Source organism: Algibacter sp. (assembly GCF_039977455.1).
Lineage (GTDB): Bacteria > Bacteroidota > Bacteroidia > Flavobacteriales > Flavobacteriaceae > Algibacter_B.
Genome location: NZ_JBDWDG010000020.1, coordinates 132,456 through 159,413 on the forward strand (window position 1 = coordinate 132,456; position 26,958 = coordinate 159,413).

General features: G+C 33.1%; 23 protein-coding genes. 22 read left to right on the plus strand and 1 reads right to left on the minus strand.

Annotated elements, in window-relative coordinates; all coding sequences use genetic code 11:
* The first annotated feature begins 143 nt into the window (after positions 1-143).
* The 3 genes from menD to ABJM36_RS08915 all read left to right on the plus strand — a co-directional run bounded on the left by menD (position 144) and on the right by ABJM36_RS08915 (position 3,474).
* Entirely contained in the window at positions 144-1,904 is a 1,761-nt protein-coding gene (menD, locus tag ABJM36_RS08905; RefSeq protein WP_348451110.1) for a 2-succinyl-5-enolpyruvyl-6-hydroxy-3-cyclohexene-1-carboxylic-acid synthase, read from the plus strand.
* 96 nt (positions 1,905-2,000) lie between these two features.
* Positions 2,001-2,339 carry a DUF2853 family protein gene (locus tag ABJM36_RS08910; RefSeq protein ID WP_348451111.1) on the plus strand — a complete coding sequence of 113 codons (339 nt, stop codon included), beginning with the start codon at positions 2,001-2,003 and terminating at the stop codon, positions 2,337-2,339.
* 304 nt (positions 2,340-2,643) lie between these two features.
* The gene (locus ABJM36_RS08915; RefSeq protein WP_348451112.1) at positions 2,644-3,474 is read left to right on the plus strand and encodes a S1-like domain-containing RNA-binding protein; all 831 of its coding nucleotides are present in this window, start codon (positions 2,644-2,646) and stop codon (positions 3,472-3,474) included.
* Here the strand turns inward: ABJM36_RS08915 and ABJM36_RS08920 are convergent.
* A complete protein-coding gene (locus tag ABJM36_RS08920) occupies positions 3,471-3,893 on the minus strand; it encodes a hypothetical protein (RefSeq protein ID WP_348451113.1) in 423 nt (140 codons plus the stop codon). The two genes, ABJM36_RS08915 and ABJM36_RS08920, sit on opposite strands and share 4 nt — an antisense overlap.
* Positions 3,894-4,281: 388 nt before the next feature.
* Between ABJM36_RS08920 and mnmE the strand changes: the two genes are divergently transcribed.
* The 19 genes from mnmE to ABJM36_RS09015 form a co-directional block, all read left to right on the plus strand.
* Positions 4,282-5,673 (plus strand): tRNA uridine-5-carboxymethylaminomethyl(34) synthesis GTPase MnmE, encoded by a 1,392-nt coding sequence (mnmE, locus tag ABJM36_RS08925; RefSeq protein ID WP_348451114.1) that lies wholly within the window; start codon positions 4,282-4,284, stop codon positions 5,671-5,673.
* A gap of 188 nt (positions 5,674-5,861) precedes the next feature.
* The gene (locus ABJM36_RS08930) at positions 5,862-6,521 is read left to right on the plus strand and encodes a Crp/Fnr family transcriptional regulator (RefSeq protein ID WP_348451115.1); all 660 of its coding nucleotides are present in this window, start codon (positions 5,862-5,864) and stop codon (positions 6,519-6,521) included.
* Positions 6,522-6,792: 271 nt separating this feature from the next.
* Positions 6,793-7,458, plus strand: coding sequence for a DUF6796 family protein (locus ABJM36_RS08935; RefSeq protein ID WP_348451116.1), 666 nt, complete (start codon positions 6,793-6,795; stop codon positions 7,456-7,458).
* Positions 7,451-9,118 (plus strand): VCBS repeat-containing protein, encoded by a 1,668-nt coding sequence (locus tag ABJM36_RS08940; protein WP_348451117.1) that lies wholly within the window; start codon positions 7,451-7,453, stop codon positions 9,116-9,118. The genes ABJM36_RS08935 and ABJM36_RS08940 overlap by 8 nt, the downstream gene beginning before the upstream one ends.
* A 3-nt stretch (positions 9,119-9,121) precedes the next feature.
* Positions 9,122-9,397 (plus strand): hypothetical protein, encoded by a 276-nt coding sequence (locus tag ABJM36_RS08945; RefSeq protein ID WP_348451118.1) that lies wholly within the window; start codon positions 9,122-9,124, stop codon positions 9,395-9,397.
* Positions 9,390-9,767: a hypothetical protein gene (locus tag ABJM36_RS08950; protein ID WP_348451119.1), complete on the plus strand. Its 378-nt coding sequence runs from the start codon at positions 9,390-9,392 to the stop codon at positions 9,765-9,767. Before ABJM36_RS08945 ends, ABJM36_RS08950 begins: the two co-directional genes overlap by 8 nt.
* Positions 9,764-13,288 (plus strand): hypothetical protein, encoded by a 3,525-nt coding sequence (locus ABJM36_RS08955; RefSeq protein WP_348451120.1) that lies wholly within the window; start codon positions 9,764-9,766, stop codon positions 13,286-13,288. Before ABJM36_RS08950 ends, ABJM36_RS08955 begins: the two co-directional genes overlap by 4 nt.
* 27 nt (positions 13,289-13,315) lie before the next feature.
* Positions 13,316-14,926, plus strand: coding sequence for a glutamate synthase-related protein (locus ABJM36_RS08960; protein ID WP_348451121.1), 1,611 nt, complete (start codon positions 13,316-13,318; stop codon positions 14,924-14,926).
* Positions 14,927-14,932: 6 nt separating this feature from the next.
* Positions 14,933-16,339: an FAD-dependent oxidoreductase gene (locus ABJM36_RS08965; protein ID WP_348451122.1), complete on the plus strand. Its 1,407-nt coding sequence runs from the start codon at positions 14,933-14,935 to the stop codon at positions 16,337-16,339.
* Positions 16,340-16,343: 4 nt separating this feature from the next.
* Positions 16,344-16,715, plus strand: a complete 372-nt coding sequence (locus ABJM36_RS08970; protein ID WP_348451123.1) for a hypothetical protein — start codon at positions 16,344-16,346, stop codon at positions 16,713-16,715.
* Positions 16,716-16,727: 12 nt separating this feature from the next.
* The gene (locus tag ABJM36_RS08975) at positions 16,728-18,677 is read left to right on the plus strand and encodes a thiamine pyrophosphate-dependent enzyme (protein ID WP_348451124.1); all 1,950 of its coding nucleotides are present in this window, start codon (positions 16,728-16,730) and stop codon (positions 18,675-18,677) included.
* A 15-nt stretch (positions 18,678-18,692) separates the two neighbouring features.
* Positions 18,693-19,076, plus strand: coding sequence for a YHS domain-containing (seleno)protein (locus ABJM36_RS08980; protein WP_348451125.1), 384 nt, complete (start codon positions 18,693-18,695; stop codon positions 19,074-19,076).
* A gap of 29 nt (positions 19,077-19,105) precedes the next feature.
* Positions 19,106-19,759 carry a potassium channel family protein gene (locus ABJM36_RS08985; protein WP_348451126.1) on the plus strand — a complete coding sequence of 218 codons (654 nt, stop codon included), beginning with the start codon at positions 19,106-19,108 and terminating at the stop codon, positions 19,757-19,759.
* On the plus strand, positions 19,760-21,001 hold the full coding sequence (locus tag ABJM36_RS08990; protein ID WP_348451127.1) for a sodium:proton antiporter: 1,242 nt from the start codon (positions 19,760-19,762) through the stop codon (positions 20,999-21,001).
* A gap of 25 nt (positions 21,002-21,026) precedes the next feature.
* Positions 21,027-21,653 carry a Pycsar system effector family protein gene (locus tag ABJM36_RS08995; RefSeq protein ID WP_348451128.1) on the plus strand — a complete coding sequence of 209 codons (627 nt, stop codon included), beginning with the start codon at positions 21,027-21,029 and terminating at the stop codon, positions 21,651-21,653.
* Between the two features lie 327 nt (positions 21,654-21,980).
* Positions 21,981-22,427: a hypothetical protein gene (locus ABJM36_RS09000; protein WP_348451129.1), complete on the plus strand. Its 447-nt coding sequence runs from the start codon at positions 21,981-21,983 to the stop codon at positions 22,425-22,427.
* A gap of 228 nt (positions 22,428-22,655) precedes the next feature.
* Complete coding sequence (locus ABJM36_RS09005; RefSeq protein ID WP_348451130.1) at positions 22,656-23,981, plus strand: hypothetical protein; 1,326 nt, start codon at positions 22,656-22,658, stop codon at positions 23,979-23,981.
* A 125-nt stretch (positions 23,982-24,106) separates the two neighbouring features.
* On the plus strand, positions 24,107-25,546 hold the full coding sequence (locus tag ABJM36_RS09010) for a gliding motility-associated C-terminal domain-containing protein (protein ID WP_348451131.1): 1,440 nt from the start codon (positions 24,107-24,109) through the stop codon (positions 25,544-25,546).
* Between the two features lies 1 nt (position 25,547).
* A partial coding sequence (locus ABJM36_RS09015) for a PorP/SprF family type IX secretion system membrane protein (protein ID WP_348451132.1) occupies positions 25,548-26,958 on the plus strand: 1,411 nt, incomplete at its 3' end.

Genomic DNA, 26,958 nt, shown 5'->3' on the forward strand with positions numbered 1-26,958 from the left:
TGAGTTAAAATATATTTATATAAGACTATTTTTAAAAGACATAGCACCGCTAAGTATAATGAAATAGACGAAATATGGGCGGATTTTAGCCGTTTTTTAGGGATTAGAAAAATTCAAGATGAGTTCTTTTATAAAATTGCTACATGATTTACCCTAAAATTCCTCTTGCCCAAACCGTTATCCAACTCTGTAAAGCTAAAGGTGTTAAGCACATTATTATTTCTCCAGGAAGTAGGAATGCCCCATTAACCATTGGTTTTTCTAACGATCCATATTTTAAATGTTATAGTATTGTTGATGAACGCTGTGCTGCTTTTTTCGCACTAGGAATAGCACAACAGTTAAAAGAACCTACAGCTGTAGTTTGTACTTCGGGTAGTGCTTTACTTAATTATTACCCTGCGGTTTCCGAAGCTTTTTTTAGTAATATTCCCTTATTGGTTATTTCGGCAGACAGACCCAAACATTTGGTAGGTATTGGCGATGGACAAACCATAAACCAGAAAAATGTTTTTGAAAACCATATATTATATTCGGCCAATTTAAAGCTCGATTTAAAAGATGAAAAACAGGTGCCAAGTCATGAAGAGCTTCCTATTTTTAAAAATCTAGAAGATAAGTTCGAGCGTTTATTAGGGTTACAAAAAGATATTCAAACTAATAACGAAGAAGAAATAAATGCAGCCATTAATTTTGCGAACCTAAAAAAAGGTCCAGTACATATTAATGTGCCTTTTGATGAACCCCTTTACGAAATGGTTGAGACTTTAAGTGTGTCTCCAAAACCAATAGATCCTGAAATAAAACAAGAAGAAATTGAAGACTATGTTTTAAAATCTTGTTTTGAAGATTGGAATGCAGCTTCGAAAAAAATGATTTTGGTTGGAGTAAAAGGCCCTAATGAAATAGAACAGAAATGGCTGGATGAATTAGCTGATGATGACAGTGTAATTGTTTTAACCGAAACCACTTCAAATTTACATCATTCTAGTTTTTTTCCTAGTATTGATAAGTTAATAGCACCGCTTAACGACGATGAGAAAAAACAATTGCAGCCGGATGTTTTGGTAACCTTTGGAGGATTAATAGTTTCAAAAAAAATAAAACAGTTTTTAAGGAAATATCAGCCCAAACACCATTGGCATATTGATGATAAAATGGCTAACGATACGTTTTTCTGTTTAGATTTACATATTAAAAAATCACCGAACGAATTTTTTGAGGCATTCCTACCAAAAGTTACGCATTATGTAAAAAGTAATTATAAAGCTACTTGGACAACGGTAAAACAGCATAGAAGTAAGAGGCATAAAGCCTATATGCCCGAAATTCCGTTTTCTGATTTTAAGGTGTATAACAGCGTTTTAAAATCGATTCCAGAAGGTTATATTTTACAATCTGGAAACAGCTCGACCATTAGGTATACCCAATTATTTAAAATACATAAAAGCATTGAAGTGTTTTGTAATAGAGGAACAAGTGGTATTGACGGAAGTACATCTACAGCCATTGGGTGCGCTGTTGCAAGCCCAAAACCAACCGTTTTTATAACTGGCGACTTAAGTTTTTTTTATGATAGTAATGCACTGTGGAATAACTATATACCTAATAAGTTTAGGATTATTGTTGTAAACAATCAAGGTGGTGGTATTTTTAGAATTTTACCAGGGCATAAAAATACAGACAACTTTGACACTTATTTTGAAACCAATCATAATTTAACTGCCGAACATTTATGTGATATGTATGGTTTAAAATATGAGGTTGCTAATAACGAGGCGACACTTAAAACTAGCCTTGAATCTTTTTATTTGGAGGATGAACAACCTAAGCTGTTAGAAATTTTTACTCCGAAACGCATTAATGACGAAATACTATTAAATTACTTTGATTTTCTAAGATAATTATGTGACACATAGATAATTATTGTGTCTAAAAATTAGTACCTTTAAAACGGACAACAATTTAATTTTTTTCTAACATATTTAAACTTAATCATTATGAGTAAAAGAGACGAGCTTATTGTAAAATATGCTGCCGATTTAAAAGAAAAATGCGGTGTTACCCCAGAAATGGATTTATTAACAAAAGTAACTATTGGTTGCGGACCATCTATTTATAATAAAGATGCGGCAACGGTATCAGGATCGGATGACTCTGAATTGGCTACTGTTAAAAATAACTTCTTAATTAAAAAATTAGGATTAAGTGATGGGCCTAAGTTGGATGAAGCTATTGATTCTGTAATGGAAACTTACGGAAAATCTAATCGTAACAAATATAGAGCTGTAGTATACTATATGCTTACAAAACATTTTGGAAAAGAGTCTATTTACTAGAATTTAGTTTATATAATATTTAAATCGCTACAATTTTGTAGCGATTTTTTTTGTTTTTAATTTTCCGGTACGCTCATTAATAGCCTTAAGGGTATGTGCTTTGTTAAGGCCAGACATGCGCAAGGGATAGTAATGGAAAGCCCACAGCCCGACATAGGAGGTGCGAGGACTTGAAATGGATAGCCCGACACCGACCTAAGGCGGTGTTGCGCCCAAAACATTAAATGTATTTAGCACTATAATTAGTATAACTTGTGTGTGTATTAATATCGTGTAAAATTTAAAATTTATTTACCTTTGCGGCATGATAAAATTAGGGGAAATAAATACGCTTGAAATACTTCGTGAATCTGAACATGGAGTTTATTTAATTGATGATGAGGATAACCAAGTGTTGTTGCCAAATCGATACGTTCCTGAGGAGTTTAAGATTTGGGAAAAGCTTGATGTATTTGTGTATCTGGATAATGAGCAGCGTCCTGTTGCTACTACCGATATGCCTTATATAAAAATTAACGAATTTGCATTATTACGTTGTAATCAAGTTACAGATTATGGTGCTTTTTTGGATTGGGGATTGGTAAAGGAACTATTTTGCCCGTTTAGCGAGCAGGCTTTTAAAATGAAGCAAGGTGGTTGGTATTTGGTACATTGTTATTTGGATGAAAAAACCGATAGGTTAGTAGCGTCTAGTAAAACAAACCGATTTTTAGATAATAATGAGCTAACGGTTAGTGAGTTTGAGGAGGTTGATTTAATTGTTTCGCACCCATCGGATATTGGTGTTAATGTTATTGTAAACAAAAAGCATATTGGTTTAATTTATAAGGATAGCATTTTTAAAGATTTAAGTGTTGGTGATAAACTTAAAGGAATCGTTAAAAAAATTAGACCAGGAAACAAACTAGATATTACTTTAGGGCAAGTAGGTTATAGAAATATAGAACCTAACGCAGACCGTATTATGAAAGCGTTGCAGGATGATAATGGTTTTTTAAACTTAACAGATAAATCGAGTCCAGAGGCTATTAAGGATACTTTACAAATGAGTAAAAAGAACTTTAAAAAAGCTATCGGTACGTTATATAAAAAGCGCTTAATAGAATTAAAAAGTGATGGTATTTATTTGCTTTAAAAAAAGGCAGCACTTTTTTTTATTTTTCGGGATACTGAATTAACGGCTTCTAATAGATTATCGTAATCTATTTTTTCTGAGGTACAAAAACCGTTTTCTATAGAAGCATTCATTTTTCCGGCTAGATCATGACCAACAACACCATAAGCGAATAGATTTTTAGCCATTTTTTTAATTGAGAGTGCATGTACTAGGTTTACTGAGTACGAATTTATGCGGTTAGCAACTACGCCATAAGCTTTAGAGTCTTTAAAATAAAAATTTAATTCATCTATAATTTTCGGTGCATTATTAATATCGAAATGTACGCCCTCGTTAATTTCTACAACGGCAATATGCTTTAAGAAAAAGATACTACCCACTTCGTTTTCTACGAACTTTATGATTTGATTAGAAATGTCGGATTCTAGTATTTTCATTTTTATTGCAAGTCTTATCCTCGTTGCTTTAGGTGGATTAATACTACTTAAGTAGTTGTATATATGACACATAATTGTTGATTAGGTCACATTTGAATGAGGCAAAAACCAACCAGAAACTGAATATTTTGGCTCTAAAGTACTATGTGTGCGCAATACTTTAGGGTTGAAAAGTTTTTAGAAAACAGAGTTATGTTTTATAATATTTCTATCCTTTGAAGGTTTTAATAAGTTGGTGAAAATTTAAAATTAAGTGGCTATCAAAATTTTTAAAATTGGACAATAGGAAAAGAAAGTCATGTAAATTTTTTAAACCAAGATATAGGAGCTGTCTGATTTTAAAATTCATTTTCTATTAATAGCATTTCAAATTTAGTATTTTTGCCGCATGATAAATCAAGACACTATAGTAGCTTTAGCAACGCCTTCTGGCGCTGGTGCTATTGCTGTAATAAGACTTTCTGGAAACGAGGCTATACAACTGGTAGACTCATGTTTTAAATCGGTAAAGGCAAACAAGTCGCTAGCCTCTCAAAAAACGCATACCATACATTTAGGGCATATTATTGAAGGCGACAGAACTATAGATGAAGTTTTAGTATCGGTTTTTAAAAACCCGAATTCCTATACTGGTGAAGATGTTGTAGAGGTTTCTTGCCATGGGTCTAATTATATCCAACAGGAAATTATACAATTGTTTGTTAGAAAAGGATGCCGAATGGCTTCCGCAGGAGAGTTTACGCTAAGAGCTTTTTTAAATGCGAAGTTAGATTTAAGTCAAGCAGAAGCTGTAGCCGATTTAATTTCTAGTGATAATGAAGCTTCTCATCAAATTGCTATGCAACAAATGCGTGGTGGTTTTTCTAGTGAAATAGCTAAACTTCGGGAGGAACTTTTAAATTTTGCATCCTTAATAGAATTAGAACTTGATTTTGCAGAAGAAGATGTGGAGTTTGCCGATAGAACACAATTTAAAGAACTGGTTGAACGCATTCGATTTGTTTTAAAACGATTAATAGATTCTTTTGCTGTAGGTAATGTGATTAAAAACGGAATTCCTGTGGCTATTGTTGGCGAACCCAATGTGGGGAAATCAACACTTTTAAATGCCTTATTAAATGAAGAACGCGCTATAGTTTCGGACATTGCAGGAACAACTAGAGATACAATTGAAGATGAAATTTCCATTGGAGGCATTGGATTCCGATTTATTGATACCGCAGGGATTAGAGAGACTAAAGATGTGGTTGAAAGTATTGGTATTAAAAAAACCTTCGAAAAAATAGATCAGGCACAAGTGGTTATTTATTTGTTTGATTCTACCGAGTTTAAATCGGCTAGCGCTACTTTTAAAGTGGAAATAGAAAAAATAAAAAACAAGTATCCGTTAAAACCTCTTATAGTTATCGCTAATAAAATGGATAAGCTTTCTGAGGAAGATATGAAAGGTATTCAGTCTCAAATAGAAGACTTAACTTTAATTTCTGCTAAAAGTGGCGATGGCGTGGAAACACTTAAAAATCGGCTTCTCAGTTTTATAAACACTGGTGCTTTAAGAAATAATGATACCATTGTAACCAATTCACGACACTACGATTCGCTTTTAAAAGCTTTTGAAGAAATTGACAAGGTAAAATATGGTCTAGATTCAGGGTTATCTGGCGATTTATTAGCCATCGATATTCGTCTGGCTTTATATCACTTTGGTGAGATTACAGGAGAAATTACTAACGATGATTTGTTAGGGAATATTTTTGCTAATTTTTGTATTGGTAAATAAGCATCAATAATAAACTAAGCATATGTAGTTCTATAAATGGGCAGTTGTAAGGGTAAGACGAAGCTTTTACACGCTATAGATTAAAAAAGATGTGTAGTTGTCGCCTAAAGTAACTATTGAAAACTTTACATCATTATTCAAATGTTAATTTTTATACCTTTGGCTTCATAATTATTAGCAAACTCTAATTGAAAGCAATTACAAAATATTGGTTTTTAGAAGATTTCAATCTTTTTAAGAAGCTAGGAATGTTCAATATGATGAAAATCTGTGAGATCCTAGAGATGGATAATATTCAAAAAGGAAAGCCTATTAATCTACATGATGATCATAAAAACAGTGTGTTTTTTCTAAAGAAAGGAAGTGTGAAAATTGTAAATAAAACAACAAACACTGTTAAGTATGTTTTAAAACGTGGTAATATTTTTGGGGAGCTTGCACTTTACGATAAAAAAGCGGCAACAGAAGAAATTGGTTATGCTTTGGAGGACTGCGTAATCTGCTACATAGCATCTGATCATATGGAGCAACTTATGGAAAAACATAAGTCATTAAAAAATGGTGTCCTAAAAATTTACGGGCTTCGAATTCAAAAACTAGAACGAAGACTTCAAAATTTGTTATATAAAGATAGTATAACAAGAATTAAAGAATTTATTGCAGACTATATAGAAGAGTTTGGTGAAATCAATGAAACAGGACAATTAACTGCAAAAAATTTACTGTCTCATAAAGAGATTGCAAACCTTACAAATACGTCCAGGCAAACCGTAAGTAATGTACTTAGTAGAATGAGAAAAGAAGGGCTAATAGATTATAATATCGATTTTATTTCAAATACTAAATAGTCAGAGCCACGATTAAAAAGCTGCTAGTAGTTTGTTAAAATATTCCATATTGATTCAAAATGTATGCCTAAAAATAGGTTATACTGAGCATGCAAAAATAGCTTTAAGAAACAGGAGTTAGGCTTGTTTTTTAACATTGCTGTTAAATATTATTCTGTGATAATTTTGGCTGGTTGTCAGTCATAACCTACTAATTTATAGTCTTTTATTTTATTTTGAAAGTAATTTTAATCTTTCTCGACAAACTCGAAACTAACTCATTAACTAATAAATGAAACTAACTAAAACTTTAGGTTACCTAGGTTTTATTGCTTCTATTTTTGTAGGTTTTGGTGAATACTTTTTACACTATTCGCCCTCAATTTTAGAGCATGCTCAGGATTATGAATTTTTCAAATTTGTAGCTTTAAATAACCTTACAATTGGTCATTTCTTGGCTGTTATTGGATTGCCATTTTATTTTGCTGGATATATACACATTTACAGAATGCTAAAATCTGGAAACGAAACTTTAGCAAGAACTGTTTTAGGAATAGGCTTTATCGCTTTTGCTGTAGGTGGTGTTTGGATTGGTTCACGCGCTTCTATTGGTAATATTGTCCATTTAAAAGAAACAATCGATCCTTTAGTTTACCAAAACCTATTAGCGCATTATACAAACCATATGGAGGTATTAGTGCAAGCACTTCGAGTTATTATAGCAACATTATCTGTTGTTTTCGTTATCGCCATCATTAAAGGAGGCACTTATTATAAAAAATGGATGGCCGTTTTCAACCCAATTGTTATCCTTATAGTATTAGTCGTTTTAGGAAAACTAATTCCGAGCATAGGAAAACACATGCTTCCCATCTTAATGAATGTTACTCATTTTATACTTTTTACAGTATCACTATACCAACTTAATAAATACAATAATACACATCAAAATGCTTAAAAAAATTTTAAAATACACCGGAATATTAATCCTTTTACTACTTGTGCTTGTTCTTGGTTTTTTCTGGCATGATTCCGTATCTAATAAATACGATATAGCCATAGAAGATAGTAAAATTCCTTTGTTCGAGGACGTTATAATCGATTTTAAACATCAATATAATGGCGATAAATCATTACCAATAGCGCCTTCAGCTTTAATAGATATTGATAACGATAATATAGATGAAGTCTTTTTTGGAGGTGGCATGTTTCAAGAAGATGCCATTTTTGCCTATCGCAATAATAAGTTTATCGATATTTCTTCCGAAGTTAATTTACCAATAAAAGGAACTACCTTAACCACGGTTGGGGTCGTGTCTGCCGATTTTGATAATAATGGTTTTACAGATATTATACTTGGTAGAGAAGATGGCCTAACAATCTATTATAATACTGATGGTAAATTTACTGCTAAAAAAATAGACACACCAATAAACGATAAATCAACACCTGCCGGATTAACTGTTGGAGATATTGATAAAGATGGTGATTTAGATATTTTCATGGCCACCTATCTTAAAAAAGAGTTGATAAAAGGGCAAACCATTTTTGAGGATTATAGCTATGGTTCTACAAGTGAATTACTATTAAATACTGGAAACGAAAACTTTGTAAGTATTACTAAACAAGCCGGGTTAGATTATGTTCATAATACCTTTCAAGGGGTGTTCGTGGATATTGATAACGATTCTTGGTTAGATTTAGTGGTGGTACACGATACAGGTGAAGCTAGAACGTATAAAAATAATGGGGACTTAACTTACACCATGAAGCCGAACCCATTAACCAAAAAATTTGCTTACCCAATGGGCTTAGCAGTTGGAGATTATAATAATGATGGTTTGGTAGATTTTATGTTTTCTAATACAGGAAGTACCTTACCAAGAGCTTTAGCTAAAGGCGATATAAAAGATGCGTCATTATTTAATGAAAAATGGATTCTTTTTAGAAATGATGGTGATTTTAAATTTACAGATACGGCCGAAGACACTAAAATTGCAGATTACGAATTTTCTTGGGGATGCACCTTTGCAGACATGAATAATGATGGTTTACAAGATTTAATGGTGGCCGAAAACTATGTTGATTTTGCACCTAATAAGCTCTTTAAACTGCCTAGTAGATTTTTGGTTCAAAAAGAAGATGGCACATTTGCACCAACCGAAGAAAAAAGTGGGGTTGTTAATCCGCATTACGCCATAACCTCACTAGTAAGTGATTTTAATCAAGATGGTTATTTGGATATGATTTGGGTAAACATCGATTCTCCATCTTTGGCCTATATCAATAAAGGCGGCGCTAATAATTTCTTACAAGTCAATTTAGGAGAATCTGTAAATGCACAAGGGGCAAAAGTTACCGTAACCACGCCAACAAAAACTTTAACCGATTGGTTGGTAAGTGGCGAAGGTTTAGCTAGCGACCAAACAGCATTACTTCAATTTGGATTAGGCGAAGAGACTACGGTTTTAAACATTAAAGTCCTTTTGGCAAACAACAAGGAGCTTAGTATTGATAATCCAAAAATTAACTCGATTATAGATTTAAAAGCACAGGTTAAAACACCAATTGTGCAAGAACCAAACACAAATACAGAAATAATAGAAATAAATAATTAAGAAATGAATTTTATAAAACAATTATTAGGACAAGGTAAAGACCAAGAAATTAATGAGGTGTCTAAAGGGTATTGCCCTAATTGTTGGGGACATCAAGAATACGATAACCTAATAAGAGAAAAGTACGAAGACGCACAAATAAGTGTGAATAACCATAATGCCAATTATGCTTTTGTTCAGAATTTTATAGTAACCCATCTAAACGGCATAAAACTTAAGAGTACGGTTAAGGGAACAGAGTGCCCCACTTGTGTAGTTGTAAATAAAAAAAATGCTTAATAAAATTATATACTATATTATTCTAGGTATACTTATAGTAGGCGTATATGGAGCTGGAGGTTTGGTTATTGAAGAGTTTAAAACAGGCCAAGGTTGCCCAAAAATAATGGGCATTCCCATGTGTCTCGTAATTTTAACCTGTTTTCTTGTTCCGCTTATAGTACATCTTTTAAAAAAAGGGAATACCCTGTATTTTTTATTTACAGGCTTAGCGGCTAGCATTGCTTTTATGGCTTCAATTATGCAATTTAAAGGTTGTGCTGAATGCCCGAAAACAGCTACTGGGACCCCAATGTGTTATTATTCTTTATTGCTTTTTAGTAGTTTAATATTACTGAAATTCCACTATCAAAAATCAACCAAATTATGAGTCGTTTAAAAAACTTCAAAAATCAACTTTTATATTTTTTATTACTAACAAGTTTTATTGTTTCAGGGCAGGAAAATGATAAAGTAATTTACTTTATCGGAAATACAGGTACAACAAATAAAACCGATGTATTAGATGAAATTATCAAAGATTCAGAAAAAAATAATAAAGCCTTGTTATTGCTGTTAGGAAACGCGGTAAATGATAAAAGTGAAGGTTTTAAAAAAAGTATAACGCCGCAACTTGAAAAGCTTGCTTCATTTGCTGGCGAAACGTTTTTTATGCCAGGTAAAAATGAATGGGCAGTTGATGGATATAAGGGTGTTCAGGTGGTTGAAAAATTTATACAAAACAATAGTGATTCAAAATTTTATCCCAATGGAGGTGAAGCTATAAGCCATAAGGAAATATCTGAAAACATAGAACTTATTATTGTAGATACACAGTGGTTTTTAGAAGACTGGAATAAGCATAATTATATAAATGATGATAGTGAAATTAAAAATAGAACCTTATTTTTCTTAGAGTTTGAAAACAGAATAAAGAAAGCCTATGGTAAAACTATTTTAGTGGCATTAAACCATCCTATTGAAACAAATACAAAACAAGGGCTGTTAAGTAAAATAGGAGGTGTTAAGTCGCACGATTTTCAGAACAAGAAATATAGAAAGCTTAGAAACAGGTTAAAAACAATTGCTCAAGGTGGAGGGAATATCATTTTTGTATCAGGTAGAGATAAAAACTTACAGTATATAAACAAAGGCATCCCTCAAATTATTAGTGGGGCCGTTGGGGAAACTAAAAATATTAATAACGTTAATGAAGGCGATTTTGGTCTTGCAGAAAATGGTTATGCTAAGTTAGAGGTTAGTCATACAGGAGCTACACTAATAAAATTTTATACGGTTAAAAATGGTACTTCTACAGAGGTTTTTAAATCTTATATTTTTAAAGGAAATGAAAATGATAAAGAAATCAATTTTACATTTAAGAAGGAATTCTCAAAAACACAATCCGCTTCTATCTATCCAAAAGAAGAAATAAATAAAAGTGGTTTTTACAAAACCCTTTGGGGAGAACATTATAGACCGTTTTACGGAATAGATGTAAATGTTCCAGTCGTTTTGTTAGATACATTAATGGGAGGGCTTTCACCTATTAAAAGAGGTGGCGGGCAACAATCAAAATCGCTTAGGTTAGAAGATAAAAATGGAAAGCAGTTTGTTATGAGGGCCATAAAAAAGAGCACAGCCAAGTTTTTGCAAGCAAATGCTTTTCCTAATACCTATGTAGAAAACTCACTTGATGATACAGCTATAGATAAATTTTTATCAGATTTTTATACCACATCAAATCCATATGGCGCATTTGCAATTGGTGAGTTATCAAGTGCAGTAGGCGTTAATCATACAAACCCCGTATTATATTACATTCCTAAACAAAAAACATTAGGTGTTTTTAATGATGATTTTGGTGATGAGTTATATATGATAGAAGAACATGTTGGCAGTACACAGGTTGGTTTAAAAAGTTTTGGGGAACCTAAACAGATATTGAGTACAGCTGATGTTTTACAGGAAATTCATAGATCTGGAAAATCTGTGGTTGATGAACCATCATACATCAAAGCACGACTGTTTGATATGCTTTTAGGCGATTGGGACAGGCATGAAGATCAATGGCGTTGGGCCTATTATGATGATGAAGATGGAACTTCGCATTGCGAACCAATCCCTAGAGATCGAGATCAAGCATTTTCAAAATACGACGGAGCTCTTATTTCTTTTTTAACACGTTCTCTGCCTGCGCTTCGTAAAATGCAATCTTACGATGAAGAGATTAGAAGCGTAAAGTGGTTAGCATCTTCGCCATATCATTTAGATTTAATGTTAGTAAACGCTTCTGGTTGGGATGAATGGGAAAAGCAAGCCAAACATATACAAGGCAATCTTATGGATGACGATATAGAGAAAGCTTTTGAAGCTTTTCCTCCGGAAATAAGAGGCGAAGTTATCGATGATATAAAGGTGAAACTTAAAGGAAGACGCGCTAATTTAGTAGAAATAGCAAGAGCATATTATGAATATTTGAATAAATTTAAAGTTATTGTTGGAACTCAAAAAGCAGATACATTCTCTATAACGCGTCTTGCAAATGGAAAAACGACTATTAAAATAGATCGTAAAGATATAGGCCTTTTAAATAGAACTTTTTCTCATGATATAACCAAAGAAATTTGGATTTATGGTTTAGATGGGAAAGATACGTTTGTTGTAAACGGAGAAGGAAATAATCTCATTAAAATTAGAATAGTTGGCGGAAAGAAAAACGATATATACGATTTTAAAAACACCAAAAAAGTAAAACTCTATGATTATAAGAGTAAAGAAAATACCATTATAAACAAAAAATCTAAAAAGTGGCTTGTTGATGATTATGAACTAAATAATTACGATCATAAAAAAGTTAAACATAATTTTAGTCAAATACTCCCTTTATTAGGTGTAAACCCTGATGACGGTGTTAAATTAGGAGTTCTAAATAACTTTTCATTCTTTGGGCTACAACGAAATAAATTCACTTACAGACATACAATTAGTGCGGCATATTACACTGGGAATTCAGGATATGATTTGTCCTATAAAGGCGAGTTTTCAAATATTTTTCATAAATGGAATTTTGGAGTAGAAGGTAAATTTACGAGTCCAAATTTTGCGCAGAACTTCTTTGGTTTTGGGAATGAAACAAGCTATGATAAAGATGAAGTTGAACTAGATTTTAACAGGATCAGTATAAAAGAATGGAACGCTGCCGTTTCGTTAATTTGGAGAGGTGAAAACGGAGGTGCTTTTTATTTAAAACCTTTGTTAGAATCTTTTGAAGTTGAAAATGTAGCCGATAGATTTGTTAATGTTTTGCCAGAGGAAGCTACACTTTTTGAAAAACAAATTTACGCTGGTACTGAATTAAATTATACGTTTAAAAATAGAAATGATATTGCTTTCCCAACCATGGGGTTAGATGCAGGAATTACTGTTGGCTATAAAGCCGTTATTGATGGTGGTAAAGAGGACGCTTCCTTTGGGTATATTAAACCGCATATCGCTGTTAATCACAAGTTAAATAAAAGAGGTAGCTTAGTATTTGCATCAAAATTCGGAGGAGAAGCTATTCTTGGCGACGATTTTGAATTGTATCACGCCGCCCAATTAGGCGGTGGTGAAAACCTTCGAGGATATAGAAAAGAACGATTTATCGGTAATTATTCAATGTTTCAAAGTACCGATTTAAGATGGGAAATAGGGGACTTTAATAGTGCTATTATCCCAACAAAATATGGTGTAACCGGTGGTTTTGATTATGGTCGAGTTTGGTTAAAAAACGACACCTCAGATAAGTGGCACCATAGTGTGGGAGGCTCTTTTTGGATTAGCGGTTTGGAAACATTTACACTAAATGCAGGATATTATTCAAGTGCCGATGGAGGAATAATTTCTGTTGTGCTTGGTTTCGCTTTTTAATTCTAATATAAAAATATAAATAATACCATGAAAAAACCAGTAGTAATAGCTCAAATAAGTGCTTTAGAAAATAAGCAACCAGAACACGCTCTCGTAAACGGATTAGATTTAGTAATCGTAAAATTTGATGATGAAATTTCGGTACTCTACGGAAGATGTTTGCATAGAGGAGCGCTAATGTCAGACGGTCATGTAGACGGAGAGAATTTAATTTGTGGTGTTCATGGATGGGATTATCGTGTGGACTCAGGAGTTTCAGAATATAATAATAAAGAAGTACTTCATAAGTTTTCTACTAAAATTGAAGGCGATGATTTGTTTGTGGATGCATTCGAAATTGATGCTTATTTGGTTAATAATCCACAACCATTTAATCGCGAAACGTATTTAGGTGCTTACGCAGATACGCATCCTGAAGAAACAGAACCATACACAGGTTATATAAAAGAATTGGCTCAAAACGGGTTAAAAAATATTGGACATCATGGTTTTTCAGCTTCAATGGGAGTGGATAGAGATACGCTTCCTAAGTGGAATGATATTCAGTTTTTACCAGCGCAATTGGCCTCAAGACCATTGTTAGACCATGAAGCGGTTGCTACTAAAGTTGTTATTGGGCCTAACGCAAAAAAACCATTAGTATTAGATATGCCACTATTTGTAAGTGATATGAGTTTCGGGGCTTTATCTCGTGAAGCCAAAATTGCATTATCTAAAGGAGCAGAATTAGCTGGAACAGGAATTTGTTCTGGTGAAGGCGGCATGTTACCAGAGGAACAAGCTGGTAATTCTAAATACTTTTACGAATTGGCTTCGGCGCAATTTGGTTTCTCATGGGATAAATTAGATAACGTACAAGCGTTTCATTTTAAAGCTGGTCAAGGTGCAAAAACAGGCACTGGTGGGCACTTACCAGGAAATAAAGTAAGTAAAGAAATTGCTGAGGTTAGAGGCTTAAAAGAAGGTGAAACAGCTATTTCGCCAGCTGCTAACCCTAATTTTCATACGGTTGAAGATTTTCAAGTATTTGCAGATAAAGTAAGAGCACGTACAGGAGGCATTCCTATAGGTTTTAAAATAGCAGCAAGTCATATTGAAAAAGACATTCAGTTTGCCCTAGATGTTGGTGTCGATTATATTATTCTCGATGGTCGTGGTGGCGGAACAGGTTCTGCACCAACTATTTTAAGAGATCATATTAATGTGCCAACCATTCCGGCATTAGCAAGAGCAAGAGCGTATATGGATAAAGTTGGCGCTACAGATGTAACTTTAGTAATTACAGGAGGTTTACGTGTTGCCGAAGATTTTGCAAAAGCGATGATGTTAGGTGCAGATGCTATTGCAGTATCTAACTCTGCATTACAAGCGATTGGCTGTTTGGGTATGCGTGCTTGTGGAAGTAATAATTGTCCGGTTGGTATTGCCACACAAAAAGAATCTTTACGTAGTCGTTTAATTATAGATTCTTCAGCAAAACAATTGCAAAATTATTTTGAAGCAACAAACGATTTAATTAGAGTCGTAGCACGTGCATGTGGTTATGATGATGTAACAAAATTTAACCAAGAAGATCTTTCAACATTCGACAGAGATATACACTATTTAACAGGAATTAATTACGCTGGTTTAAGATAAAAAACGATGAATACAATAGATTTATACGGCGCAGATTGGTGTCCAGATTGCCAACGAGCTAAAGCATATTTGAAAGAAAATAATATCGATTTCAATTTTATTGATGTCGATTTAGATAAAGATGCAACAGCACGTGTAGAAGGTATTAATAATGGAAAACGCATTATACCAACAATTCTTATTAACGAAAAGCCATATACTAATCCAGACAATAGTGTTTTGGCCAATGTATTAGGTGTTAATACCCAAGGGCGTGTTATTTTATTTGGCGCAGATTGGTGTCCAGATTGTCAGAGAGCAAAAGGGTATTTACAAGATAATCATATCAACTTTCAATATATAGAAGTTGATAAGTTTGATTGGGCTGCCCAAAAAGTAGAAGAAATTAATAATGGAAAACGTATTATACCTACCTTATTTATTGGTGATAAAAGTTATACTAATCCAGATAATTCCGTCTTAAAAGAAGTTTTAAGCATTGGTAAAGAGTCTGAAAAAAAGGTTTATGATAGCATTATTGTAGGGGCTGGTGCTGCAGGATTAACGGCTTCTATTTACATTCAACGCGATCGATTTAGCTCTTTAATTCTTGAAAAAAAGAATATTGGAGGTAATGCATTTTTAACGCAAAAGATTGAAAACTACCCTGGTTTTACAGAGATTTCTGGGCCAAAATTAATGCAACGTATGTCTGAACAAGCCAAGGTATATGGAGCAACCATCGAAACTGGTGTTGAGGTAAAAAGTATTTCTAAAAAAGGAAATTTATTTCATATAGATTCTAATATGGGCGAGTACCAAAGTAAGTCTGTAGTATTAGCTTTAGGTTCTACCTACCAAAAATTAGGCATTGAAAATGAAGAGGATTTGATAGGTGCAGGTATACATTTTTGTGCAACCTGTGATGGTGCTTTTTATAGAGATAAAGAAGTTATTGTTGTTGGAGGAGGAAATAGTGCTTTAGAAGAAGGTATCTTTTTAGCAGGTTTTTGTAAAAAAGTAACCATTGTAAATCGTGGTTCAGAATTTTCAGCTTCAGAAACGTATATCGAAAAACTACCATCAATAAAAAATATTGAAACGCACCTTAATAAAGAATCGTTGGCATTTACCAAAGATGAAAAGGGCAATTTTAAAGGCTTGCAAGTAAAAGATAAAACAACTGGTGAAAGCGAAGAATTAACCGCAGATGGTGCTTTTATTTTTATAGGATTAATTCCTAACACAACGAGTGTAAAAGGTGTAATTGACTTAAACAAAAGCGGTTTTATTACCGCAACGGCATTAGGAGAAACGAATGTACCTGGTGTTTTTGCTGCTGGCGATTGCCGTGAAGGTGCCATTGCGCAAGTAGCTGCTGCAACAGGAGAGGGTGTTTTGGCAAGTTATGGAGTTAGAAATCATTTAAAATAAAAGTATGGAAAACTGGTATTTACCTATCACGATTGTACCTGGATTGGGGTTGCTTATTCTTTCAACTTCAAACTTAATGGTAACCCTGAGTAATGAAATAAATGCAATGATTGTAAACTCTAAAAAGAAAACAATCATTACTAAAAAATTAAAACAACTGAAGTTGCTTAATATGGCTATGGTGTTTTTTTATGTTGCTGTGGCTCTTTTGCTAATTTCTGCGGTGCTCAACGGTTTGTATACCGTTGATAAAATATCCTTATACATCAGTGTTTTGGCAATTATTTTTGCGCTTATCGGACTTTTTTCTTTGGTGATATTTTCCTTTAGAGCAGTAAGCATTCGCCAAAATCAATTTAAAAATAGTGTCACATAAATCTAAAGCATAATGAAGAGAACAACAAAATGGTACAGTGTACTAAAAGATAAAAAAACACTTCCCGAAGGTCGTGTGCAAACAGTAACTGCAGGTCATCAAGGTATTTGTTTAACACATTATGATGGTAAATTTTCTGCATTAGACAATAAATGTCCGCATCAAGGTGGACCATTAGGCGAAGGTTCTATTGAAAATGGTATGTTGCGTTGCCCTTGGCATGGTTGGGATTTCGATCCTTGTTCAGGTTTACCGCCAGGAGGTTTTGATGATGGGGTTAAAACTTTTGAAGTAAAAGAAGAAGGCGACGAAATTTTTGTTGGTGTTTTAGAAGAAGAAAAACATCAAGATACCATTTCGGATGTGATGATGCAGACGATGGTAAATTGGGGAGTCGACACTGGTTTTGGTATGGTTGGCCATTCTAATCTGGCAGTTGCCGATGCTATGATGCGATTAGAGCAACATGATAAATTTCATTTTTTTGGTATTCGTCATGAAGGTGCAGCAGCTTTTGCAGCTTCAGCTTATGGGAAATTAACAGGGAAACCAGCAGTTTGTTTTGGTATTGCAGGTCCAGGTTCGACCAATATGTTCACAGGAATGTGGGATGCAAAAGTAGACCGATCACCAATGTTAGTGTTGTCTGGTCAAGTAAATACACAAGTACTAGGTACAGGTGCTTTTCAAGAAGTAGATTTAGTTGGTGCGCTTCAAACCGTAGCCAATTTTAACCATAGCGTACAACAAAACTCAAAACATAGCGAGTTAATGAGTTTGGCTATTAAAAGTGCTTTATTAAACAGAGATGTTTCACATATAACATTTCCAGATGAGGTTGCTTTTATGCCAAAACCAGAAGGAGAAGAAGCGCAAACACCAGAAGGTAGAATTACACCTATGAACATTTCGCCACCAAGGCAAATGATTGCAAAGGCCGTAGGTATGTTAGAAAATGCTAAAATGCCAGCTATTATTGTTGGGCATGGTGCACGTTTTCATATGAAAGCTATTATCGCATTTGCTGAAAAATTAAACTGCCCAATAATTACTACGTTTAAAGCAAAAGGGCAAATTTCTGATCATCATGATTTAGGTTGTGGTGTATTAGGACGAAGCGGTACACCCATAGCGTCGTGGTTTATGAATGAAAGTGATTTGTTACTCGTCTTCGGAGCTTCGTTTTCTAATCATACAGGAATTACACCTAAAAAGCCAATTATTCAAGTAGATTATGACCCTACCGCTTTAAGCAAGTTTCATAAAGTAGATGCAGCGCTTTGGGGAGAGATTTCTGAAACCTTAGCATTAATTGAAGAGCAAACGGAAGGAATCCTGAATACTGTCGACAGACGACCAGAGATTGCAGAACGTTGGTCTATTTGGCAAGAAGAGAAAGCAAGTCGATTAAAAGATGAAAGCGAAGTTGGACTAAGTTCAATTGCTGTTTTTGAAGCTATGAATAAAGTAGTTCCAGATAATGCTGTTATTGCTGTAGATGTTGGAAACAATACATATTCTTTTGGGCGCTATTTTGAACCTAAAAATCAATCGGTTTTAATGTCTGGATATTTAGGCTCTATAGGTTTTTCATTGCCAGCAGCAATGGGAGCTTGGGCAGCACAAGGAAAAGATAGACCAATTTGGTCGGTTTCTGGTGATGGTGGTTTCGGACAGTATTTAGGTGAAATGATGACTTTAGTGAAGTACAATATGAACATTAAGCACGTATTGCTTAACAACTCAGAGATTGGCAAAATTTCAAAAGAACAAAAAGCAGCAGAATTAGACGTTTGGAAAACATCTTTACACAATGCAAACTTTGCTAAATATGCAGAAAATTGTGGCGCATTAGGTATAAGAGTTACCAAAAAAGAAGAGCTCCTACCTGCTTTAGAAAAACTAAGAGATCATAATGGTCCAGCATTATTAGAAATAATTACAGATTCAACATTAATATAATTTAAAAGAGATAAAATGAAACAAAATTTAAAAAACGGAATTGCAGCACAAGAATACGATGTTGTATCATTCTTTAATGGAACACCTAAAAAAGGAAACAAAGCTTATACCTCAAGTTTTAATGATGCAAAGTACTTTTTTGCTTCATTAGAAAATAAGGAAACTTTTGAAAAATCTCCTGAATCGTACACACCTCAATATGGTGGATTTTGCGCTATTGCAATGTCTGAAGGCGCAGAAGCAAACCCAAACCCTAAAAGTTGGGAGGTTCGTGATGGGAAACTATATTTTTTTACAAGAATGCTTTTCGGAATCATTGATGCAAAAAGACAATGGGTTAAAAAACCAGAAGAATTAAGAGACTTGGCAGATGCTGCTTGGGCTAAAATGAATGCGTAATAAAACGCAATAAACAATTGGTATGCTACATGAATAAGGTTTTAACGTTAATAGGAAATTATAAATACTTAATAGCACTTTTAAGTGTCTTTAATTTTCTATTAACGCCTATTCATGTTATGTTAAGTGGTTTTAGTCCTGCTTACGTGGTTGTTATAAACTACACCCTCGTTATTTTAAGTAGCTCGGTAATTGCTACGATGAAAACGGCGAAAATTACCTCGTATATTCTGGGGGTTTTAACGCTTTCAGTTATTTGGTTAGAATTTACGAATCCTAATTCCAATTCCATTTTAATTTGTAGGTTGGTGTTTTCTTTTGTGTTATTTGCTTGCTTTTGTATCATCTTAATTAAGCAATTAATAAACATTAAAACAATAAATCTTCAGTTTATTTTAGGCCCCATTTTAGGGTTCCTTTATTTGGGAATTATTGGAGGTATTCTATTTGAATCCATCCATTATTTAGATGCTAATTCCTTTCAGCTCATTAAAGGGTTTTCAGGCTTTAGCTTTTATTATTTCAGTTTTATAAGTATAACAACTGTTGGTTATGGAGACATTACACCACTTACAGCACCTGCACAATCCTTGACGCTTGTTATGAATATCATCGGACAATTTTATCTGGCTATTGTAATTGGTGTTTTTGTAGGGAAATATATTAATACAAAATCAAAATAAATGTTCGAATCTTTTAGTATAATATTTACAATAGCAGCACTTTTTAACTACATTAATTATAAGTGGTTAAAATTGCCAACCACTATTGGTTTAATGATTTTAAGTTTAGTCTTAATCATTCCAATTACATTAAGTGAAACTGTTTTTCCCGAGTTTTACAGATTCTTTTGTGATATTATTGTAAATGCAGATTTTAAAACATTGTTACTCGATGGTATTTTAAGTTTTTTACTGTTTGCTGGAGCACTACATGTTAACCTTGCAGCACTTACAAAAGAAAAAAAATCAATTTTTCTATTTGCAACTTTAGGAGTTCTCATCTCTACATTTATTGTTGGTGGTTTAACTTTTTTTGCTTCTCAACTCATTGGTTTAGAATTACCTTTTTTACACGCACTTTTATTTGGGGCATTAATATCTCCAACCGATCCAATTGCTGTTATGGCTATTTTAAAAAAGGCAAATATTGCTGAAAGTTTAGGTATAAAAATAGAAGGAGAATCCTTGTTTAATGATGGTATTGGGGTTGTTGTTGTTTCCGGAATATTATTAATTGCTGCTGCAACAGGCGAACATAGTTCAGCAGAAATTGGAGCAGAAATAGGAACATTGTTTCTTGAAGAAGCAGTAGGCGGATTAGTCTATGGATTACTAATTGGTTTTCTAGGCTTAAAATGTATTCAAACTTTAAAAGATAACCCACAATTAGCGGTAATGATTACCCTTGCTGTTGTTATGGGAGGAACAGCAGGAGCTTTTATATTACATATATCAGCACCGTTAGCAATGGTAGTTGCAGGATTATTAATAGGAAATAAAATTCATGTTAATGAAGATAAAAACCCAATACAAAAAGCTATTAGTTCGTTTTGGGGAATTCTAGATGATGTTTTTAATGGTATTTTGTTTGTGCTTATTGGGCTAGCTATTCATTTATTGCATTTTGATGCCAACTATATGCTGTTAGGCACCCTTGCCATTCTAATTGTACTTTTAGCACGATTCATCTCCGTATTTTTGCCTTATTCCTTATTAAAGCATAAAGAAAATAAACCAATAAAAACCGTTACGATTTTAACTTGGGGTGGATTGCGTGGTGGTATTTCTATCGCATTAGCATTAAGTTTAAGCAAAGAGCTTTCGGGAGATTTAATTCTTCATATCACTTATATTATTGTGTTATTTTCCATTATAGTTCAGGGATTGAGTATTGGTAACGTTGTCAAAAAAATATATTCTTAACACGCCACTTTTTATAAATTTAAATATGAGCAGTAAACAAAAAGAAAAAGTAGAAGACAAGTATTTAATGGACGAATTAAACATCGATAAAGACGCCTTAAAACAATTAAAAAAGAAATTGGCGAAAGTAGCCCCAAGGTCTGAAAGAGGTGTAGAAACATTGTTTAGGTTATTGTCTAAAAATCAGTATACCTTAAATACGATGATCGATACCAAATCGAATATTTTAATATCTATTAATGCTTTGATATTATCTTTAATATTAGGAACGGTAATGAGTCAGTTAAATAACGATCCGCATCTTATCTATCCCATAGTTATGATTTTGTTCACCAATTTAGCATCCATTACTTTTGCCATTTTTGCAACACGACCAGAATTAGTACACGGGAAAAGTGAGGCGGAAAATTTAATGTTTTACGGTAATTTCCAAGACATGGAAGAAGATGAATATGTAAGTAGTATTACCAAATTAATGAATGAAGGGGATGAGTTATATAAAACCATTGCAAAGGATACCTATCATTTAGGGAGAACGATTGACCGTAAATTCAAGTTACTTCGTAAATCGTTCAATATCTTTTTAATTGGAATTATTTTATCTGTAGTAGCATTTATTGCTTGTCATGCATTGTTTGGTGGTTTAATTTAATAGCAACCTAGTAATAGTCCTATTATAATACAATAATTATATATTAGGGATAATATGATGAGTTATTGAAACATAGTGATGTTTTGAAAACTATAAAGGAGATGTAATGAGGATTTTAAGTGGTTTAAGGAAGGAATGCTTAGCTGAAAATATCTATAATAAGTTTAATTTTTTATAGAGTTTACAAAAATAGTATCAAGTAAATCGCAATTATGTTGTAGGTAAAAACTGTTCTAAGTAGAAATTAATTTAAAAATAAATCGATAAAACGGTTGTTTTTAACGTTTAATTGCATAAATTTGTATTTTAACCCCAAAAACCTACAATATGAACATAAAGGTTATAGTATTCAGTTTAAGCCTTTTATTCTTTTCTGGCATGAGTTATGCCCAAAAAAAGAAGACTCCAAAAAGTTTTATTAGCGAGAAAGTAACCATTAGTAAATACCATAATAAGGGAGAACTTGAGCGCATGCACAAGGGACAATTAATAGCCTTATATTCTGAACGTATCGAGGTTTTAGTTAAAACATTGCCTTATGTAGCATTTGCTACTAAACCGGGTATTTCTATGGCTACCTTAGGGATTCCTACTAATAATGATAATAAAAAGGCGTTGGATAACCAGTTTGATTCTACTGATACCTATATTGAAGAATCTAGCAAATTTCTAGCAGAGTATCTACCTTATTCAGATACCGGTAATTTAATCACTGGTATTTTGTTTTATGAAGATATTTTGAAATCACTACATCAATATAATGATTTTCGCTAGGGCCTAAGAATCCGAAAGTCAAATTGATTCTAATAGATTGCTCGTTTTCGTTATTAAATATCAAATGTATTTTTAACGAAATAATTTACGTTTCATCGATTATAAGTGAGCTAAATTTATTATAAAAGTGTTATTTATCGAAAAAATTGGTACTTCGTGGATTTTTTTCTAATTTTGAGTATCAGCTAAAAAGAACTATTAATTTTAGTTTTAAATATAAATTTAACTATGAAAAATTTTACCCAAATCATTTTCATACTACTTGTTTTAACCGCTAATAGTAATGCGCAACAAGAAAAAGGAATAGTAGGCGATGAAAACTGGCTAAATAATTGGACAGAATTTAGGCCAAACCAAAATGAAGATCTAGAACCTACAAAAATATTAACAGGTAATATTAGCGAAAACACAACGCTTTTTAAAAAAGATGTTTACTTGTTATTAGGAAGTGTTTTTGTGTCCGGTAATGCAACACTTACTATTGAACCTGGAACAGTAATTATTGGAGATTATAATTCAAATGGTTCCCTTACAATTTCTAAGGGTGCTACAATTATTGCAAATGGCCTTCAAACAGACCCTATTGTTTTTACATCAAATCGTAGTGTTAAAAAAGCAGGAGATTGGGGTGGATTAACCATACTTGGTGATGCCTCTTCCAATAAATTTGGAAATGGTTCTGTAGCATCGTTTCATACTAATTTAAATTCGGAATCGTATGCAGCTGTAAATTATGGTGGTAAAAATGATAGTGATAGTTCTGGTATTTTAAGATATGTTAGGATTGAGTTTGCTGGTAAACGCGTAAGTAACGGCGGTTATTTTAATGGGCTGTTGTTAGCAGGTGTTGGTAGTGAAACTATTATAGAAAATGTTATGGTAAGTTATGCTGCCGGAAATGCAATTGAAGTTTTAGGAGGGAACCTTAGTATGTATAATATGGTTACTTATAAAGCAAATAGCAATGATTATAAATTTAATTATGGGGCACAATGTGAAATTCTTAACTCTATAGCTATACGTTCGCCATATGTGTCGAGTAGCGAAGGTTCAAGGTGCTTGGAGGTGTTGTCTTATAACAAAAAAGAAGAAGTAGATTTTGCTAAAAGTGGAACACGAATAGTGGCAAAGAATTTAACTTTTTTAAATGATAGTAAGGATTTAGATACCGATATAAAAATGAATTTAGTACAAGAGGCTATTTATATAGGAGAAGATGCCGTACTAAATATGAATAAAAGTGTTATTTCAGGATTTAATCCTGCAGTTATATTAGATGAAAATATTAGAATTAATCAAGAAAATTTAGAGAAAATTAATTTTAATGCGATGTTATTTAATAATTGTAACGGAAACATTTTTGTGGAATATAACTCGAATAATGAAGATTTAGAAAATTGGTACGGCAACAGTGCATTTTTTAACGTGTATTCCAAAGGAGACAATTATGAAACTTTTATAGATACTAGAAGTGCAAAAAGGCCAGATTACAGATTACGAATTAATAAAATTATTGCGTCAAATGAAGTTGATCCAGATTTAAGAATGGATTAAAATTAAAACTCTAGCTTCTATATTTTCCTGTTTAACCTCTCGTAAATCTTGAAAATTTTTAATTATTCTACTATGGTAGAAAATATTAGTTTCTAGATGTTTTATTAAAAAGAAAATAAAATAGCATGAGGAAATTTACTTTATTTTACATTCTGGTTTTGGTCGTTTTTTATTTTAACGATGTAGCTTATGCTCAAATAGTAATTAGTAAACCTAATTTGGGATTTACCCAAGCCTGTGCTAGTCCTTCTTTTAACACCTACAATGTTACTTTTTCTTTTTCGCCAGAATCAGAGTTAGAGGCTTCTAATCAATTTATTGTAGAGTTATCAGACGGAACGGGTAGTTTTTCTAATGCTTCACAGGTTTATACTTCAAATGTTGGTGTTGTAACGTCATCTCCAGTAACCTTTAGTTTTTCAGTTCCTACAATAGCATCAGGTCAAGGGTATAGAATTCGAATTAAAAGTACCGCACCTGCTTCAACAAGTTTAAGTTCTAATGCTTTTCCAGCTTATTATAAACTCCAAGACACACCTTTTTCCATCAATAATTTAATAGCCACTGGCGTTTTTTGCTCGGGTGGAAGTTACTTATTGACTATTGATAAGCCTGGAGGTCCTTCAAACGATTCGCCTTTACAATATGACTCATTAACCTTTAACTGGTTTAAGGAAACTGGCCCAACAACTTCAGTTTTCGTTTCAGAAGGTAATACCTTATCTGTTAATGAACCAGGAACTTTTTTTGCCGAAACTAATTATGGAACTTGTACATCAAATTCATTTTCTAATCGCGTAACCATAAGCGAAGCGGCCTTAGGTTCAAAAAGTAGTATTAGTTCTAGTTTAGGAAATCCATATTGTTCAACCGATGGTCCTACTGTATTAAGTGCTATTAATGCCAATGGATATCAATGGTTTAAAAATGGAGAAGCCATTGAAGGTGCTACAAAGCAAATGTATGAAACCAATGAATCAGCGGAGTATTCCGTAAACATTGATTTAGGAAATTGTATGACTAGTGCGACTATAGATTTAGATGCCTCTCAGTTTTCTAGTTCTATAAACGTAGAGGATGTTAATGAATTGGGTGAAAATGAATCATTTATAGCAACAGTTTCAACCACTTCTAATGATTATAAGTATGCTTGGTTTTTTAATAATTCGGAAATTGAAGGTGCCACTACAAGTAGCTATGAAATTTCAAAAGTTGGGGCATATCAAGTTTTGGTAACGCAAACTGTAGGTTGTGAATCAACAACAACATATTCTTTTACTGCGGAATCTAGTTTTCCAAGCGTGGAAAAAATCCCGAATATTATTAGCCCAAATGGAGATGGGGCTAATGATACATGGATAGTACCTAAAACCTATGTAAATGGTTCAAATACCGAAGTCGTAATTATAAACGCGCAAGGTAAAGTTGTTTTTCAAACTAATAATTATCAAAATAATTGGCCAGAAAATCAAATCGGTTTTAAAGATATAAATCCATTATACTATTATATAATAACCACGTCTGATGGTAAAACAAAAAAAGGTTCAATAACCGTTTTAAGGTAGCATGAAAAAATATCTATGTCATATAGTTTTATTTTTCTGTATTATACAGCAACTCTATTCTCAAGAAGATGGAGTTGTGGCGTTTAATATACCTGCTAGAAATTCTTTAAAATTTAACAAACAGTATATAAACCCAACTTTTAGTTTTGTAAGGGAGCAATATAAATATATAAGTTTTAATAATAACAAGCAATGGGCTCAATTTGATAATGCGCCCGAGACCTATTTGTTTAGTTATTCCGGTAGATTTCGAGAAAACATAGGTGCCGGTTTAAGTTTATTTCAACAAAATTATGGTGTACTTAATACCTTTGGTGGAGTTGCTAATTTTGCTTACAATGCTGTACTTGATAGGTACAGCAATTTAACTTTTGGGCTTAATTTAGGTTTTTATAAAAGTGGCATTAATCAAGGTGCTGTGGTTACCAATGTTACAGACGCTTCACTAAATAATTATCCTTCAAATTCAGTAATAACAATAAATCCTGGTATAAATTATGGGATTGACTTTTTAGATTTTGGTGTATCTGTTAAAAATTTAGTAGCTTATAATTTTACGAGCTCTAAAATGATTGAAGATAATCCCGAGCAAAGTATTCAGGCGCATATGTTATACACAGGTTATGTAAATACGCGTGGTTTTTTTGATGAAAGTAAGTTTACAGGTTTAATAAGTTCCGATTTTAAAAAGGATAATACTGTGCTTTCAGGTATGGTTATGTTAATGGTACCAAAGGGTGTTTGGGCTCAGGCAGGTTATAACAGTTTATATGCATTTTCTGTTGGATTAGGTTTAAACGTTAGTAATCAAATAGCTATAGAATATAATTATGAAAAGGGTGCAGGAGGGTTTTCAGCCTTTGGAAATTCGCATGATATTACTGTAGCCTATAAATTTAATAATTCCTACAGATATGACTATAGTGGAGATGATGACGAGGACGGATTGTTAATGTCTTCGAAAAAGAAACGAAGAACCTTTAAAAGGCGCGGAAATGCAACAAAAAAGCAAACTAGTAAAAAGGCAATATCTAAAAGGTCTAAGGTTGCTTCAAAGGAAGTTATTTCTAATAAAGTTGAAAGTAATTCAGTAGAATTAAAAGAAGTAAATAAGGTAGAACAAGCAGAAGAGTTAGAACAATCCAGAACAGGAGAATTAGCAATAGTTAAAGCTGAAGAGGAAGTAAAAGCGAAAGAAGTTGAAGCTGCAAGATTACAAGCAGTAGAATTAGAACAAGCTAGAATAGCAGAATTAGCAAGAGCTCAGGCCAAAGAGGAAGCAAAAGCAAAAGAAGTTGAAGCTGCAAGATTACAAGCATTAGCATTGGAACAGGCCAGAATAGCAGAATTAGCAAGAGTTCAGGCTGAAGAGGAAGCAAAAGAAGTTGAAGCTGCAAGATTACAAGCATTAG